12 protein-coding genes are annotated in these 18,466 nt (G+C 35.9%); 11 read left to right on the top strand and 1 reads right to left on the bottom strand.

Annotated features, from left to right (window positions below):
• Nucleotides 1–6: 6 nt before the first annotated feature.
• Nucleotides 7–870 carry a transporter substrate-binding domain-containing protein gene (locus Bra60_RS06725; RefSeq protein ID WP_078698215.1) on the bottom strand — a complete coding sequence of 288 codons (864 nt, stop codon included), beginning with the start codon at nt 868–870 and terminating at the stop codon, nt 7–9.
• Between the two features lie 691 nt (nt 871–1,561).
• On the opposite strand from Bra60_RS06725, the gene gyrB reads away from it, so the two are divergent.
• The 11 genes from gyrB to tsaE all read left to right on the top strand — a co-directional run bounded on the left by gyrB (nt 1,562) and on the right by tsaE (nt 18,311).
• Nucleotides 1,562–3,991, top strand: coding sequence for a DNA topoisomerase (ATP-hydrolyzing) subunit B (gene gyrB, locus Bra60_RS06720; RefSeq protein ID WP_078698187.1), 2,430 nt, complete (start codon nt 1,562–1,564; stop codon nt 3,989–3,991).
• 121 nt (nt 3,992–4,112) lie between these two features.
• Nucleotides 4,113–4,895: a bifunctional demethylmenaquinone methyltransferase/2-methoxy-6-polyprenyl-1,4-benzoquinol methylase UbiE gene (gene ubiE / locus Bra60_RS06715; RefSeq protein WP_078673456.1), complete on the top strand. Its 783-nt coding sequence runs from the start codon at nt 4,113–4,115 to the stop codon at nt 4,893–4,895.
• 3 nt (nt 4,896–4,898) lie between these two features.
• Complete coding sequence (gene ubiB / locus Bra60_RS06710) at nt 4,899–6,485, top strand: 2-polyprenylphenol 6-hydroxylase (protein WP_078688169.1); 1,587 nt, start codon at nt 4,899–4,901, stop codon at nt 6,483–6,485.
• Nucleotides 6,486–6,564: 79 nt separating this feature from the next.
• Nucleotides 6,565–7,965, top strand: a complete 1,401-nt coding sequence (coaBC, locus tag Bra60_RS06705; protein ID WP_078698186.1) for a bifunctional phosphopantothenoylcysteine decarboxylase/phosphopantothenate--cysteine ligase CoaBC — start codon at nt 6,565–6,567, stop codon at nt 7,963–7,965.
• Between the two features lie 128 nt (nt 7,966–8,093).
• Nucleotides 8,094–8,825: a sulfate transporter family protein gene (locus tag Bra60_RS06700; RefSeq protein WP_078698185.1), complete on the top strand. Its 732-nt coding sequence runs from the start codon at nt 8,094–8,096 to the stop codon at nt 8,823–8,825.
• Nucleotides 8,826–9,245: 420 nt separating this feature from the next.
• Nucleotides 9,246–10,151, top strand: coding sequence for an acetyl-CoA carboxylase, carboxyltransferase subunit beta (gene accD / locus Bra60_RS06695; RefSeq protein WP_035006380.1), 906 nt, complete (start codon nt 9,246–9,248; stop codon nt 10,149–10,151).
• 18 nt (nt 10,152–10,169) lie between these two features.
• Nucleotides 10,170–11,489 carry a bifunctional folylpolyglutamate synthase/dihydrofolate synthase gene (locus tag Bra60_RS06690; protein WP_078688166.1) on the top strand — a complete coding sequence of 440 codons (1,320 nt, stop codon included), beginning with the start codon at nt 10,170–10,172 and terminating at the stop codon, nt 11,487–11,489.
• Nucleotides 11,490–11,534: 45 nt separating this feature from the next.
• Entirely contained in the window at nt 11,535–12,533 is a 999-nt protein-coding gene (locus Bra60_RS06685) for a complex I NDUFA9 subunit family protein (RefSeq protein WP_078688165.1), read from the top strand.
• 307 nt (nt 12,534–12,840) lie between these two features.
• Nucleotides 12,841–14,238: an adenosylhomocysteinase gene (ahcY, locus tag Bra60_RS06680; RefSeq protein WP_078698184.1), complete on the top strand. Its 1,398-nt coding sequence runs from the start codon at nt 12,841–12,843 to the stop codon at nt 14,236–14,238.
• 34 nt (nt 14,239–14,272) lie between these two features.
• Nucleotides 14,273–16,735: a PAS domain-containing sensor histidine kinase gene (locus Bra60_RS06675; RefSeq protein WP_078688163.1), complete on the top strand. Its 2,463-nt coding sequence runs from the start codon at nt 14,273–14,275 to the stop codon at nt 16,733–16,735.
• 55 nt (nt 16,736–16,790) lie between these two features.
• A complete protein-coding gene (gene tsaE / locus Bra60_RS06670; protein WP_078698183.1) occupies nt 16,791–18,311 on the top strand; it encodes a tRNA (adenosine(37)-N6)-threonylcarbamoyltransferase complex ATPase subunit type 1 TsaE in 1,521 nt (506 codons plus the stop codon).
• Nucleotides 18,312–18,466 lie beyond the last annotated feature (155 nt).

Below are 18,466 nucleotides of genomic sequence, written 5' to 3'. Positions count from 1 at the left end.
TTTAAATTAATAAAAACTAATTGGAAAATAACGTAAATAAAGCTCTGTCAGCTTACCATCACGCTCTAAAGATTTTAGAGCATAATTTAGAATATCAACTAAATGTGCATTCTTTTTTGCAACAGCGATTCGCATTCCTGCTCCTAAAAATTGTGGAGCTATATAAGCTCCTCCAACAAAATGACAACAATCCATTGATTGCGGATCATTTACCCATAAGGACAAAGCCAATCCGTCATCAAAAATAAGATCAATTTCATGATCCTGTAATGCTTTATAGAGCATTTTTCTATTATCAAACCCATGCCATTCAGCTTGAGGAAAATAACTATGAAACAGTTTTTCATATGCACTATTAATTAAAAATCCACTCTTTAAATACTCAAGTTTATTGCTTATCAGTTCATTAAGATTCAAAGATTTATCCGATACAAAACGCGCAGGAAAACGCAAATAAGTTCTGGTAAAAGCAAGATATTGATGCATTTCCGTTGTTTCTTCTAAACCAGCAATCATTGCTTCTGCTTCATCGCTATTGAGATGATTTACCAATTCTTCCCGAGGCACAACTTCTACTTCACATAATTTTTCAAGTGTTAGTTTTACGCAAATGGCGCGTAATAAATCAGCATTATAGCCTGCAAGATGACCTGTTTTATCAAGAAAGTTAAAAGGAGGAAAATCAAACGTTGTAACAAAACGTAAACGCTTTATATTCGCTATATCAGGCTGTATCAAATGTTCGTGCGCATTAAAAAAAGAAGGAAGCCTGCCTCCCATCCCAACCTTTACAAAAGATGAAAAAAAAAGGACCGACGCTATAAATAAAATTCCAATAAAAGAATTTAATATATTGATGAATATATTCATTTTTAAAATCTCCCCCAATAAATTATTTATAGCTAAACTACTCTTTTTTCTTTGTCACAGTGTTAAAAGCTCAACTAAAAAGAGTTGATATTTTAAATAGGTTAAAGTCTTTAATATTCCTCACAATTGTTAAAAAATTTAAGAGTTTCTACATATTTTTAGATCTATAATATGGATTTTATAGTGTGCTTTTGTAGATAAAAATATAAAAAACAATAATTTTCTTAGTTTAGAATAAATTTCTATAGGAATATTGGCTTTATTCCTGTTTTCCTTGTAATGATTGTGACTTTCTTCTATTCTGCAGATATGCAAGAATGATATCTTAATTTTGTAAATACTATTCTAGACACAATCAATTCAAAACAATGAAGCAATAACTTTCCTTCCAAGGAACATAAATCTTATTTTAAAGCTATAAAATATAACCAAAATCATCCTTCATTTTTAAAATAGGAACCTCTTTATCATCCTTTTATTATAAAGGAATAATCGTGCAACACGTATCGACAAAACATCATCATTTGAATACGAAAAACCTCTATATCTATTCTAGACATGACACATGTTGAATATAGATCTGATATACGGTAAACATCTAATGTTGTTATTCTATAAATAACGGGCTAAAATATTAAGCCCACAAAAAAATGACGAAATATTGAAATTAAATACAGAAATGGATTGACCTATGAGTGATGAAACAACTTCGCCAGCGTGTGGTGACTATGGTGCATCTTCCATTAAAGTCCTTAAAGGTCTTGATGCTGTGCGCAAACGTCCTGGCATGTATATTGGTGATACCGATGATGGTTCAGGTCTGCACCATATGGTTTATGAAGTTGTAGATAACGCTATTGATGAAGCTTTAGCTGGTTACGCTACTCTTGTAAATGTCACACTTCATGCTGATGGATCCTGCTCTGTTCGTGATAATGGACGTGGAATTCCAACAGATATTCATCCAACCGAGGGTATTTCGGCCGCTGAAGTTATCATGACACAACTCCATGCTGGTGGAAAATTTGATCAAAATTCTTACAAAGTTTCCGGAGGATTGCATGGTGTTGGAGTTTCTGTTGTTAATGCACTTTCTGTTTGGCTACGGTTACGTATTAAGCGTAATGGAAAAATTCATGAAATGTCGTTTACACATGGAGTCGCTGATTCCCCATTAAAAATTGTTGATGATTGTAATTCAGAAAGCGGAACAGAAATAACTTTTTTACCAAGTTCTGAAACCTTTACGATGGTTGAATTTGATTTCGAAACTTTAGAGCGTCGTCTACGAGAATTAGCTTTTTTAAATTCGGGTATACACATCATCCTTACAGATCAACGTCATGCTGATGTTCAATCAGTAGAATTGCATTATGAAGGTGGATTAATTGAATTTGTCAAACATATCGATCAATCAAAAAAAGCTCTCATTGATAATCCTATTTATATCACAAACGAAAAAGATGGCATGAGCGTAGATGTTGCTTTATGGTGGAATGATTCCTATCATGAAAAAGTATTGTGTTTTACTAATAATATTCCGCAACGAGATGGCGGAACTCATTTAGCAGGTTTTCGTAGCGCTTTAACACGTCAAATTAATGGTTATGCAGAATCCTCAGGGATTGCCAAAAAAGAAAAAGTTAATTTAACTGGTGATGATTGTCGTGAAGGCTTAACAGCTATTCTTTCTGTCAAAGTGCCTGACCCAAAATTTTCCTCTCAAACAAAAGATAAATTGGTTTCTTCAGAGGTGCGTCCTATTGTTGAAAATTTGGTCAATGAAGGTCTTTCATCATGGCTAGAAGAACACCCTAATGAAGCAAAAATCCTTATCAGTAAAGTAGTAGAAGCTGCAGCTGCCCGTGAAGCAGCTCGTAAAGCACGGGAACTCACACGACGTAAAGGAGCCCTTGATATCACTTCTTTACCAGGAAAACTTGCTGATTGTCAGGAACGTGATCCTACAAAATCAGAAATCTTTATTGTCGAGGGAGATTCAGCTGGTGGATCCGCTAAAAGTGGACGTTCACGCCAAAATCAAGCAATTTTGCCCTTGCGTGGTAAAATTCTTAACGTCGAACGAGCACGCTTTGACCGAATGCTTTCATCTGAAATGATCGGAACACTCATCACTGCTCTTGGTACCTCCATCGGGAAAGACGAATTTTCGCCAGATAAGGTACGTTATCATAAAATTATTATTATGACAGATGCGGACGTTGACGGAGCACATATCCGCACCCTACTTCTCACCTTCTTTTTTAGACAAATGCCTGAATTGATTGAACGTGGACATCTGTATATTGCTCAACCACCTCTTTATAAAGTATCCCGTGGTAAATCTTTTCAATATATAAAAAATGAAGCAGCATTTGAAGAATTTTTAATTGATGCGGGATTGGAAGAAACGACATTAGAACTTGCAACAGGTGAGGTTCTTGCCGGTGCTGATTTGCGTAAGCTTGCTGAAGATGCCCGTATGTTACGCCAACTTCTCAATGGTCTTCACACACGCTATAATCGTAATATCGTTGAGCAAGCCGCAATTGCTGGTATTTTTGGCTCTGAAGCTTTTACAACACCAGAAAAAGCTCAACAAACAGCAGACAATGTGGCAAATCGATTGGATTTAATTGCTGATGATATGGAACGCGGTTGGACGGGTATCTGTGCACCAGAAGGAGGGTTGTATTTTGAGCGTATTTTGCGTGGCGTTAAAGAAGTTATTACACTTGATGCAGGGCTTATAAATTCAGCGGATGCGCGCCAAATTGATCGTATTGCTCAAAATCTCATAGAAGTCTATAGTCTCCCTCCTCTCTTGCATCGCAAAGATAAATCAGAGCGTATCTTTGGACCTATTAGTTTATTAGAAAGTATTTTTAAAAATGGCAAAAAAGGTTTGACTTTACAGCGTTATAAAGGTCTTGGAGAAATGAACGCCGACCAATTGTGGGAAACAACCCTTAATCCTGACGCACGTACTCTTTTACAGGTTAAAATTAATGACGCAACGGATGCAGACTCACTCTTTTCTCGCTTAATGGGTGATGAAGTTGAACCACGGCGATCTTTTATTCAAGATAATGCCTTAAGTGTTGCTAATCTGGATATCTAAAAGCGCTTTTTTATCTTAAGCTGTATATAAACATTATGATTTTATCCGTTGTTTTTTCGTATTTGAGCATTTTTTCCACATGTCGTTTACGATAAAAGAAAAATAAGAAAGGTCATGTATTATGGCGGCGGAAACAGAACGCGTAGGAATTGAAGGAGGTATGGAACATTTTTTTGGTTTCAAAAAAGTTGATGAAATGCAAAAACAATCTATGGTTGATAATGTATTTCATTCTGTTGCTGAAAACTACGACAAAATGAATGATATCTTATCTCTTGGACTCCATCGTATATGGAAAAATTCTATGGTGGCGTGGCTATCTCCCCCTGCTATTTCTAACTGGAAAGCTCTTGATGTAGCCGGTGGTACTGGCGACATTGCTTTTCGTATTCTCAACGCCTCACGCAAAAAAGCTCATGTTACAGTCCTTGATATTAATGACTCAATGCTAAACGTTGGTAAAAAACGTGCACAAAAAAATAATCTTGCCTCTCTTATTGACTTTATTGAAGCCAATGCAGAACTTTTGCCTTTTGAAGATCAAAGTTTTGATGCTTATACTATTGCCTTTGGAATTCGTAATGTACCACATATTGATAAAGCTCTTAAAGAAGCTTTTCGTGTTTTAAAACCAGGTGGACGTTTTTTGTGCTTAGAATTTTCAAATGTTGAAATGCCTCTACTTGATAAAATTTATGACCTTTGGTCTTTCCATGCTATTCCCAAACTGGGTCAATTCATTGCAGGTGATCATGATGCATATCATTATTTGATTGAATCGATTCGTAAATTTCCTAAACAAAATGACTTTGCCCATATCATCAAAAGCGCAGGCTTTTCCTCGGTATCATATCGCACTCTTACAGGTGCTATTGCAACATTATATTCAGGTTGGAAAATTTAAAAAATGGTACAAATTTCTACCTATTTTCAACTTTTACGTGCATTATTTGTTTTTACGCGAGAAGGTGTTATTAGCGCTCTCCCTTGTGATGGCCTTCAAGGATTTCCAGCAGTATATCACCGTATAGCAAGCGTATTAGCACGACGTAAAACGAAAAAAAAACATCGATCTGAAAATATATCACATGCTATCAATAAACTTGGCCCATCTTACGTCAAACTTGGTCAATTTCTTGCTACTCGGCCAGATATTGTTGGGCGCGATATTGCAGCAGACTTAGCTCAACTCCAAGATCGTGTTCAAACTTTTCCTTGTGCCGATGCAATTATTCAAATTGAAAACTCTCTCGGCCAATCTATTAATGATTTATTCACAGATTTTCACCCGCCTATTGCAGCAGCTTCTATTGCCCAAGTTCACCCAGCTGAATACTATGATAAAACAGGCAACAAAAAAAAATGCGCCGTTAAAGTTATCCGTCCTAATATTAGAAATCGTTTTGCAAAAGACCTTAAAGGTTTTTATCTCATTGCTCATTTACAAGAACGTTATATACCTGCCTCTCGACGTTTACGTCCCGTTCGTGTTGTTGATACTTTGGCACAAACAACGCAAATTGAAATGGATTTGCGCTTAGAAGCAGCTGCTATATCAGAAATGGCTGAAAATACTCAACATGATGCAGGTTTTCGGGTACCCAAAATTGATTGGGAACGAACGGGGCGGAATGTTTTAACAATGGAATGGATTGATGGCATAAAAATGTCTGATATTCCAGAACTTAAAAAAGCTGGTTTTGATTTAAAAGCTTTAGCCATTACACTCATTCAATCTTTTCTCCGTCATACTTTACGTGATGGCTTTTTTCATGCTGATATGCATCCTGGTAATTTATTTGTTGATCCACAAGGATGTATTGTTGCGGTTGATTTAGGAATCACAGGACGGCTTGGAAAAAAAGAAAAGCATTTTCTTGCTGAAATTCTTTACGGTTTTATTACTCGCGATTATCATCGTGTAGCATACGCTCATTTTGAAGCAGGTTATGTCCCATCACATCATAATATTGAGAGTTTTGCTCAAGCCAACCGAGCTATTGGTGAACCTATTCATGGACAATCCGCACAAAGTATTTCTATGGCCAAATTGCTTACACTCTTATTTGAAGTTACTGAACTATTTGATATGAAAACGCGGCCTGAACTCTTATTACTGCAAAAAACCATGGTGGTTGTTGAAGGAGTAGCACGCTCATTAGATCAAGATTTTAACATGTGGAAAGCCTCTGAACCAATTGTCAAAGAATGGATTAGCAAAAACTTAGGACCGATCGGACTTGTAAAAGATATGAGTGAAGGAACACAAGGATTGCTTTCACTTGTACGTCAAACTCCACAATTGATACAAAATTTCCAACAGATAGAAGAAGGGTTAAGTAAAATGACAAAGACAGGACTTTATCTTTCTCCTGCTACACTTAAACAACTTGCTTTTGAACAAAGCCGCAATAACCGTTATGGTCGCTATAGCTTATTCATTATTGCTTTTTGTTTGCTTTTTATCACTTTTTTTCTTTTTCCTTCTTTCTAACTTACGCAATATATTAAAATATTAAAGGAGATACAATTATGAAACTATTTCTATCATTTTAATATTTCGGAGATATATTATGGCGAATATTACCCTTCGAAATGTATCACTTGAGATTCAAGAATTTCTGCGTGTACGCGCTGCGCAAAATGGTATTTCTATAGAAGAAGAAACTCTTCACATATTAAATAATCTCGCAAAAACATCCATTATATCACAACAAAAAGTAAACACTGTTGAACAACAATCATTAAAATCAAAATCAATTCTTCTTATTATTGGTGGCAGTATTGCAGCCTATAAAGCACTTGATTTAATTCGCCGTTTGCGAGAACGTGGAGCCCATTTAAACATTATTATGACAAAAGCAGCTCAAAAATTTATTACCCCTCTAGCTGCTGAAGTTCTCAATGGTGGTCATGTATATAACGATTTATTTTCACGTGAAGAAGAACAAGATGTCGCTCATATCCGATTAGCGCGTCAGGCTGATTTAATTATTGTAGCTCCAGCCACTGCAAATCGTATTGCAAAAATAGCCACTGGAATAGCGGATGATTTAGCTAATTGCGCCATCTTAGCAGCGCATTGTCCACTTTTAATTGCTCCTGCAATGAATCCAGCTATGTGGACACACCCAGCGACTATTCGTAACATTGCAAAATTGTGTGCAGATGGAGTCCACATGATAGGACCAGAAGTAGGCGAAATGGCTGAACAAAACGAAAGAGGTTGTGGACGTATGAGTGAGCCTCTAACCATTGTAGCTTCAACAGAAGCACTTTTGGGTGCACAAAAAAAATCACTTTGTGGTCGTCACTTTATTGTAACTTCTGGACCTACTCATGAACCAATTGACCCAGTGCGTTATCTAGCTAATAGCTCATCAGGTAAACAAGGACATGCCATTGCAATAGCCTTAGCTAACTTAGGTGCAACTGTGACACTTATTTGTGGTCCTGTTGATCTTATGGATCCAGGAGGAGTAAAAACTATTCATGTGAAAACAGCTTGCCAAATGTTACAAGCCGTACAAGAATCACTCCCCGCTGATGGTGCTATTTTTGTTGCTGCTGTTTGTGATTGGCGCAGTCAAACACAATCTTTGCAGAAAATAAAAAAGGAATCCAATCAAACACCATTTTCTTTGCACATGGTTGAAAATCCTGACATTTTAGCTACAATCGGTCATGCTCCAAATCGTCCTCCACTTGTGATTGGCTTTGCTGCTGAAACGTGCAATATCATTGCTAATGCACAAAAAAAATGTATTCAAAAAGGAGCAGACTTCATTCTTGCTAATAATGTTTCTTTTAATGCAGATGGTAAAAACGTCATGGGTTCTGATACAAATGAAATTTTTTTCGTAAGCAAAAACAATATCGAACATTGGCCACGTATGAGTAAACAAAAAGTAGCTGAAAAATTGGTAAATATTATTGTATCATTTTTTTCTTCTCTTGCTACCACTCATGAATAACGAATAGAATCCTATTCTCAATGAAAACGATTAATCCTAAAAATATAATTTACACGATAAATATTATAATATAAAATACTCTTTACTCTATCTCTCGTTTTTTATTCTTCATTTCTCACTTATTGCTCATGATTTTTACTGCTGCTTATTACGCTCTACAACGCCTTTTTAGTCAGAAATATCGCTCAATGATATGGAAAGTGTTAGGACTTACTTTTATCGTCTTTGTTATTATATGGTCATGTACACGTCAGTTTTTTATGTCCTACTTTTGGCTTTGGATTGCTCATTTTGTTCCTAGATTAACCAATTGGGCAGAATGGGCAGAATGGGCAGAGTTAAGCATACTGATTATTTTTAATCTTGGTTTGTCTTTATTAATCGCCTTTTTTATTGCTCCAATCACAGCAATGATTGGCAGTTTTTTTATTGATAACGCTGCTGAAATTATTGAAAAAGAAGATTATCCAAATGAGCCTACTGGACAAGCTATGTCATTTGGATATTCTGTTATTTTTGCTTTGAAATTTATTATCTTAAGTCTTTTCGGAAATGTAATTGCTTTTTTCTTGTTTTTTATACCGAATATTAATTTACTTGCCTTTTATATAATTAATGGCTATCTTTTTGGCCGTCAATATTTCGCCTTTGCTGCTTATCGTTTTCGATCTAAACAAGAAGCTCATGCTTTTTTACGGACTCATCATACCACTGTTTTTTGTGCAGGTTTATTGATAGCGTTTTTTGTTTCTATTCCTATCCTTAATTTGGTCACGCCGCTTTTTGCAGCTGCCTTTATGACACATTTACACAAAATGCTTTCACGCCAAAAATCTACATCCATTACACTGAAACAATAACACTTGATTCATTAAAATAAGGAAAAGAAATATATTTTTATAAAACCAACACGACTTCAAACAATTTTATAAGCTGAGAAAAAATAGGCTTAAATTTAGAATATGCCATCTTAAAATTATTGAAGTAATAAATTTCAGAATAAAAGATTGACCTATTATATTTTCTCAAAAATTCCTTATAATTAAAGTCATTATTGCCAATTTCTCGCATAATCGTACCGCAATGCAATTTGACATTAAAATAAAAAACTAACAAAATAAATTATCTTAATTATAGAAAAATTTTTATTTGAGCTATTATCATCGCATTAAATGAAGTAATTTATTGTTTATTTGGAGAAAGATAAGCTTCACTATTCGGTCCTACATTCCCTCAACCCACACATAAGGTGTATAACATTTCATAGAGAGGCGACAAAGATGAACTGGATTACAAATTATGTTCGTCCTAAAATCAATTCCATATTAGGACATCGTGAAATTCCGGATAATCTATGGGTCAAAGATCCCACCAATGGTCAAATGGTCTTCCATAAAGATCTGGAAGCTAATCAATATGTGATTCCTAATTCTGGCTATCATATGCGTATTAGTGCTAAAAATCGCCTCATGCATTTCTTTGATGATGGCATTTATACACTGATTGAAAATCCAAAAGTTGTCATAGATCCATTAAAATTTCGCGATGAAAAACGTTATATTGACCGGTTAAAAGATTATCGTTCTAAGCTTGGTGTTGATGATAATATTCTAAATGCACGAGGAACTATTGAAGGTTTACCAATTATTGCTACTGTTCAAGATTTCGCGTTTATGGGTGGATCACTTGGCATGGCTGCAGGAGAAGCTATTATAAAAGCTTTTCATACTGCCATTCAAGAGAAGTGCCCTTTAGTTCTTTTCGCAGCTTCAGGTGGAGCAAGAATGCAAGAAGGAACATTATCATTGATGCAAATGCCACGCACAACAGTAGCAATTGAAATGATAAAAGAAGAAAAACTACCTTATATTGTGGTTCTTACCAATCCTACCACTGGTGGTGTTACTGCTTCTTATGCTATGCTAGGTGATATCCATATTGCTGAACCTGGTGCTATGATTGGCTTTGCAGGACCACGTGTTATTCAACAAACAATTCGTGAAACATTGCCTGAAGGTTTCCAAAGTAGTGAATATCTCTTTGAACATGGTATGATTGATATGGTTGTTTCTCGTTTGGAAATGAAAACTACTATTGCGCGGCTTTTACGTTTAATGACAAAAAGTCCTGCAATTTCTAAATCTTCTAATCCATCATCCATTCAATCTGCAAAAACTGATTTCTGAAGCCAAATCTATTAAATTATGAAAAAAAGCTGCATGCAAAAAGTGATAGATGATTTACTAAAAATCTGTCCGCGAAAGTGTGATCTTTCTTTAGAGCGTATTTCACGTCTTTTAAAATGTCTTGATAACCCACATTTAAATCTTGCTCCTATTATTCATATTGCTGGAACAAATGGTAAAGGATCTGCTTCAGCTATTTGTCGTGCTCTTTTAGAGAGTGCAGGCTATCGTGTTCATGTATACAGCTCTCCTCACTTAGTTAATTGGAATGAGCGTTTTCGACTCAATCACAAAGGAGGCAGCCAATTTGTCACAGATAGCCTATTAAGCAAAACAATTCATCAAATTATAGAAGTAAATTGCAACGAACCTATCACTATTTTTGAAGTTTTTACGGCTGCTGCTTTTATGTTGTTTAGCACGCACCCAGCTGATGTCATTATTTTAGAAGTTGGATTGGGAGGACGTTTTGATGCCACAAATATCATTAACAAGCCAGCTGTATCGCTTATCATGCCTATTGATTATGATCATGAATCTTTTCTTGGTAACACAATTGAACAAATTGCTTTTCAAAAAGGAGGAATTATTAAACCAGAAGTTCCTGTAGTCATTGGTAAACAAGATCATGAAATAACTTATTCTTTTCTCAGTGATCTTGCTGTCAAAAATAAAGCACCCTACTACCTTTTTAACCAAGATTATCAAAGCTATGAAGAATACGGACGTATGGTATTTCAAAATAATCAAGGCCTAATGGATCTCCCGCTCCCTAAGCTTATTGGTGCTCATCAAATTGACAACGCCGGTGCTGCTATTGAGGCAATTTACCAAGCAGGTTTTCAACTCTCAGAACAAGTCATAAGCAACGCTTTACAAAATCTTTATTGGCCAGCACGGATGCAACATCTGACTCACGGGAAATTGGTCAATCAACTTCCTCCCGATTTTGATTTATGGCTAGATGGTGGTCATAACTCTGCCGCTGGAAAAGCCATCGCAAAAATATTAACCCAGTGGAAAGAAAAATCAAATTGCCCCATTGTAATGATTGCTGGCATGCTTAATACTAAAGACAGCGTTGGTTATTTTCGCCCTTTGGTCAATCTTGTCAAGAAAGTGTATACAGTTCCTTTAATTTCCAGTAATGCAGGTATTTGTCCCAAAATTTTAGCAGAATTAGCTCAAAAAGCAGGGCTTATCGCTAATCCACAGGCTAATCTACAAGCTGCATTTCACAAAATTAGCTCAGAATATAAAAAAGCAATTGTCCTCATTGGTGGTTCTTTGTACCTTGCTGGTGATATTTTGCGTGACAATCAAACGCCCCCATGTTAGTAACAACCAGGTGTTTTTAGCGCCTTAATGACAGGATTTTTGATCATGAAACTTGATTACGCCCTTTATCAAAAACCTAAACTTATCACTGTTTTTGGCGGATCCGGTTTTGTAGGACGGCATGTTGTAGAAGCCTTAACAAAGCGAGGTTATCGAGTACGTATTGCTGTACGTTGTCCACAAAAAGCTTATTATATGTTACAAATAGGCGAAGTAGGACAAACACAGATGCTTAAAACTGACGTCAGAAATTATACTTCAGTTGAGCATGCATTATTGGGAACAGATGGTGCAGTTTTTCTTCCTGGAAGCTTAGCCCAAACAAACAAGCCGAATTTTCAAAATATACAAGTTGATGGTGCGAAACATGTTTCTGAATTAACAGCTAAAGCTGGTATTCCTCTCATCTATATGTCAACACTTATTTCCGATGAAAATGCCTCATTTTCTTATGCACGCGCTAAAGCTATAAGCGAACAGATTGTTCGTAATACGCATTCTCAAGCAGTTATTATGCGTTCATCTGTTATTTTCGGACCAGAAGATTGTTTTTTTAATTTTTTAGCAAATTTCTCTCGTTTTATGCCAATTATGCCACTTTTTGGTGGGGGGCAAAGTAAATTGCAACCTGTTTATGTTGGTGATATTGCTAAATTTGTTGTATATGCTTTAGAGAAGCGTGTTGTTTTAGGCAAAAATTATGACCTTGGTGGGCCCAAAGTTCTTACATTCCAAAATACTCTTGAAGAGATATTAAAAGTTATTCACCGCAAAAGAAGAACACTTCCTCTACCTCTGGCTATGGGACTTTTTATCGGAGGTTTCTTCGGAACTCTTGGCAAAGTACCCCTCTTTCCAAAACTCGTAACAGCTAATCAAATACGCTTTTTACAAAAAGATCATATTGTTTCTCAAGAGGCTAAAGATAATGGATATACTTTAGAGGGAGTAGGAATTACGCCTAAATCAATGGCAGCTATTTTACCAAGTTATCTGTGGCGATTCCGTCCGCAAGGACAGTTTTCTCATAATTTATCAATTTAATACACTTCGATTTTGTGAGCTCATTTATTTTCCTATAAAAAAGAAAAAAATTTAAAGATCTTGAAATATCTGTAAGTTTTACATTTTTCTCAAAATAAAATTTTATAATGATTTTTTCTTGCATCTAAAGAACTTTAAAATTTTCTGGTTCGCTTCTCACACCACCATTTAAAATGTTAATACACATTTGTTCCATAAACTAATGAACATTTAAAATTTTTTTTCATTTAGACAAATATTTGTATTTGCTTGCATTTCTTTTTAATTTCTCCTACCGTTCTGGAAAAATAATTTTGAAAGAACAAAAATGACGGCTCAAGATTATGTTATCAAAGATATCGCACTAGCTGCTTATGGTCGTAAAGAACTTGATATTGCAGAAACGGAAATGCCTGGTTTAATGGCTTGCCGTAAAGAATTTTCTTCCAGTCAACCTTTACGTGGAGCACGTATTTCTGGTTCATTACACATGACCATTCAAACAGGCGTCTTGATTGAAACATTAAAAGCAATTGGTGCTGATATACGATGGAGCTCTAGTAATGTTTTTTCTACACAAGATCATGCAGCAGCAGCTATTGCAGCTACGGGAATCCCAGTCTTCGCAATCAAGGGAGAAACACTTGAAGAATATTGGACCTATATTGATGCAATTTTTCAATGGCCTGATGGTAAACTTTCTAATCTTATATTAGATGATGGAGGCGATGCTACTAACTATATTTTAATAGGTAGCTGTGCAGAGGAAAACAAAAACATCCTATCGAATCCTAAAACAGAAGAGGAAGAATTATTTTTCAAACAAATTCAAAAACGTATAGCTCTCACACCGGGATTTTTTACGCGTCAGCGCGCAGCAATCAAAGGTGTAAGCGAAGAGACTACAACGGGAATACACCGCCTTTATCAATTACAGAAAAAAGGACTTTTGTTTTTTCCTGCTATTAATGTCAATGATAGCGTTACAAAATCAAAATTTGATAATAGATACGGATGTAAGGAATCATTAGTCGATGGTATCAGGCGTGGAGCGGATGTGATGATAGCAGGTAAAATAGCTATTATCTGTGGTTATGGTGACGTTGGTAAAGGTTCAGCAGCTTCTCTTTCAGGCGCTGGAGCACGTGTAAAAATAACAGAAATTGATCCAATTTGCGCTCTTCAAGCCGCTATGGATGGCTATGAAGTTGTTACTTTGGAAGATGCAGCTTCTAGCGCTGATATTATTATAACAACTACTGGAAATAAAGATGTTGTCCGCTTAGAACATATGCGACAAATTAAAGATATGTGTATTCTAGGAAATATTGGTCATTTTGACAATGAAATACAAGTATCAGCTCTCAGAAATCTACCATGGACAAATATTAAACCACAAGTTGATATGATTACTTTTCCTGATGGCAAACGCATAATTTTATTATCTGAAGGACGTTTGTTAAATCTTGGTAATGCCACAGGCCATCCTTCTTTTATCATGTCCGCTTCATTTACTAATCAAGTATTAGCGCAGATTGAGCTGTTTACTAATGCAAAAAATTATAAAAATGAAGTAACGTGTTTACCTAAACATCTTGATGAAAAAGTTGCGCGTCTTCATCTTGATCGGCTAAAAATAAAATTAAGCGTTTTATCGGAAGAACAAGCCGCTTATATTGGGGTTCCCTTACAGGGACCTTATAAGCCAGAACATTATCGTTATTAGGATATTGTCTTAGTACAAAGAAAAAAGACGCATTATGCATAGCTTTGGTGACTATACATTCAAAGAAAAAATAAAAAAAATTACTCAAATTTGTGTTGGTGTTTTTTTTCTCTTATTTCTTTTATTTCTAGTATATGCTGTCACTCAAACCTCAGTATTTCATTTGTTTACTTTTTTCGCTTGGCCAAATGAACCATGGCTTATTATACTGATCTTTAGCAGTATTGCTTGCGCGTCATTTCTGATCTGTATCATAGTTATTATAAATACAAAAAGAGCTTTACGGAAATCTTGGATAATGATCCAGGCTCATTTTTCTGAAAAACTCAAACATTATGAATGGCTTCTTGAAGAAACAGGTCAGTGCCTCTTTATTTGGGACAATCCAACAGCCTTACCCCGTATAATTGGTAATATTCCCACATTGCAAAAAGCAGGTATTCATAAAAAAGATTTTCAGCATTTTGAAAAATGGCTTGAAAAAAGCTCTTTGCAGCAACTTGATCAAGCACTCACCCAGCTACGTTGTAACTGTTGCTCTTTTGAATTTTCCGTCACGACTATAACTAAAATATTCTTGCAAGTTACAGGAATTATCGCTGGAACAGCTGCTATTGTGCGGTTTCAAGATATTTCAGCACAGCAGAGTGAAAATATCCGATTACAGAAAGAAGCAATCCAAATCCTCACGGAATTGAAAATGCAACGTAATCTTCTTGATCATATTCAAGAACCAGTGTGGATTCGAGATTGTGAAGGGAAAATTTGCTTTACCAACCGCGCTTTTCGGGAAATGACGAATTTTCAAGAAAAGAATAATATTGTTGATCCTTTCAATGAAACAACGCAATGCAAAACAGATGAAACAGAAGCAATTTTTCAAAAGCATATTTATACAGTAGTTAAAGGAGAACGACACCATTTTCATCTCACACGTATCACAACAAAAGAAGGAATGGCAGCCTTTGCGCGTGATGATAGCGCGTATGAAAATCTTGCCAAAGAAATGAAGAGAATTCTTCAAAATCATTGTGAAACACTCGATCAAATTTCAACGGCTGTAGCAATTTTTGATGCCAACCAAAAATTAAAATTTTGCAATCATGCTTTTAAAATTTTATGGCCATTGGAAATTTCTTTTCTAGAAAGTGAACCAAGTCATTCATTGCTTCTAGAACGTTTGCGTGAGAAAGGTTTTATCGGTGAACATCCTGATTGGCATGCGTGGAAAGAAGAGCTTTTTAAAGCTTATCAACAAACAGAATCGAATCAACAAATTTGGAATCTTCCTGATGGACGTACAGTACGTGTCATTTCTAGTCCTCATCCTCAAGGAGGTATTACCTGGCTTTATGAAAATCTTACAGAAAAAATTGATCTTGAACGACGTTATAATACACTCATTAAAATACAAGGTGAAACACTTGACAAACTATCTGAAGGAGTTGTTGTTTTCGGTACTGATGGACGTTTGCGTTTATCAAACCCAGCTTTATCGAAATTGTGGTCGCTCCCTCATAATTTGCCTGTAGAAGGAACGCATATTACCGAATTACAAAACCACTGTTCTGCTTTAACAATAGGAGAAGAATGGAAACAATTTGCACAATTCATTACTGGTTTTGCTGAAAAACGTGATACCTATTCAGGCCGCATAGATTTAAAAAGTGGAATAATAATTGATTATACACTTGCACCTTTACCTAATGGACAAACAATGCTTACATTTGTTAATGTCACTGACACTGTCCATATCGCACGAGCCCTACAAGAAAAGAATGAGGCCTTAGAAAAAGCTGATCGTCTGCGCAATGAATTTGTCCAGCATGTTTCTTATGAATTACGCACACCTCTTACCAATATTATCGGATTTTCTGATATTTTACGTGATCAAATTTTTGGCCCTACCAATGAGCGTCAACAAGAATATCTTGGTTATATTCATTCAGAATCAGGTGTTCTTTTGAATATTGTTAATGATATCCTTGATTTGGCAACTCTTGATGCAGGTATTATGATATTGGATATAAAACCAGTTCACATTGCTGAGGCAATGGCACAAGCAGTCGCACGAGTAGAGGAACGTCTCCATGGACGTCACATCACACTTTCACAAAACATTTCTCCTTCCTTGAAATTTATGTCTGCAGATGCAACACGGTTACATCAGATTTTTGTGAATGTTCTGAATAATGCTATTAATTTTGCAACGGAAAAAAGCATCATTGAATTTTGTGCGAATACACAAGACGATTATATAATCTTCAGTGTTCATAATGAGGGATCTGATATACCAACCGATATTCTTGATCGGATTTTCAAACGTTTTACTTCTCATTCCCATCATGGTGGATGTGCAGGAGCAGGTCTTGGCCTTTCTCTTGTTAAAAGCTTTGTTGAACTCCATGATGGACGCGTTGAAATTTTGACTGGTATGGGTCAAGGGACAACAGTTAAGTGTTTTTTCCCTCATCAAAAAGATACAGGAGTTGTATAACTGTGTTTTTTTGTGTCGTTGTAAAATTTTTCCCATTACTTTTATGGACATTCGAATGAATTTTAGTTTTTTTCTTGAAAACGAAGAAGCAACTATACTTTTTGCACAAGATTTAGCTCTTGCTCTAAAATCCGGTGATCTTGTCACCTTTCAAGGTGACCTTGGAGCAGGCAAATCAACTCTTATACGGGCACTCATCCGTACACTTGCCAATAATCGTACTATGGACATTCCAAGTCCTACTTTCACTCTTGTCCAAAGCTATCAACTTCCACAATTTGAAGTGCTTCACGCTGATCTTTACCGAATTTCGAGCATTGAAGAAATGGATGAGTTAGGACTTCATGAATCACGTAAAGACAATATTTTACTCATTGAATGGCCAGAAAAAGGAGCAGAAGTTTTAGGACCGGTTACTTTCGCTATCACTTTACAATACAAAGGATGTGGACGTCATATCACTCTTGACTCTGCAGAACATGCTACTGAACGCCTGCAACGATCTTTTGCAATTCGTACCTTTTTAATCACACATGGACGTCGTCACATTCAACGTCGCTTTTTAGCTGGTGATGCCTCAGCACGTTCTTATGAACTGTTAGATGATGGAAATCATCAAGAAGTTCTCATGAATGCACCAACTATGCAAATGACGCAAAATGTAGACTCTTCCTATGTAGAAACAACACATCTTGCAAAAGATATCAGCCAATTTGTAGGAATTAGTCAAATTATTTTAGAGAATGGCTTCTCAGCTCCTCGTATTTTTGCCAAAGATCTTGAAAATGGTATTTTGATTTTAGAAAATTTTGGATGTGAAGGACTTTTAGACCAATCAGGTAATCCTATAGAAGAGCGTTATATTGCTTGTAGTGAATTGCTTGCTACTTTTCATCAAAAGTCATGGCCTTTAAAAAAGAAATTTGCAACATTCCAGCTTCAGATACCCTTCTATGATTGCCAAGCTATGCGAGCAGAACTTTCCTTATTATTGGACTGGTATCTTCCTTTTCAACAGAAAAAAACTTTAAACATAAAACAGCGTGAAACTTTTTTTACCTGCTGGCAACCTTATCTTGATCTTTTAACTCAAGGAGAAAATACCTTTGTTATGCGCGATTATCACTCACCTAATATTCTTTGGCGTGAACATAAAAAGGGTATTGATCGCATTGGTCTCATTGATTTTCAAGATGGTGTAAGTGGACCAACAGTTTATGATCTTGTTTCTTTAGCACAAGATGCCCGTCTTTTTATTCCACCAGAACTTGAAAATAAAATTTTTAATACCTATTGCAGTGTACGCCACCAAGCACCTCGCCCTTTTGATGAAGATGAATTCCGCAAACTTTACGTGCTTGCAGGAACTCAGCGGGTCTCTAAAATTTTAGGAATTTTTGTACGCCTTCACCAACGAGATGGAAAATCATTTTATCTCAAATATCTCCCTCATCTTCAAAATTATCTCATCCGTAATCTTTCACATCCAATTCTTTCTCCCTTACAAAGCCTTTATCAAGAAATGGGACTTTTATCAGAAAGTGAAGCTCTTAACAGAGATATTTTAAACGCTTAATTATTTTATTCCTGAAAAACATCCTCTCTGCAACAATCATTCATGACAATGCGAAGTCATTATGCATTCTTCACATTCACTTTCGCTCAACTTTTTATGAAAATAAACAGAGCTTTTTGGTTTCCCCTTGAATAAAAATTAATATACAGTGAAAA

Source organism: Bartonella sp. Raccoon60 (genome assembly GCF_002022585.1).
Taxonomy (GTDB): Bacteria; Pseudomonadota; Alphaproteobacteria; order Rhizobiales; family Rhizobiaceae; genus Bartonella; species Bartonella rochalimae.
This window is presented reverse-complemented; position numbering and strand designations above follow the sequence as displayed.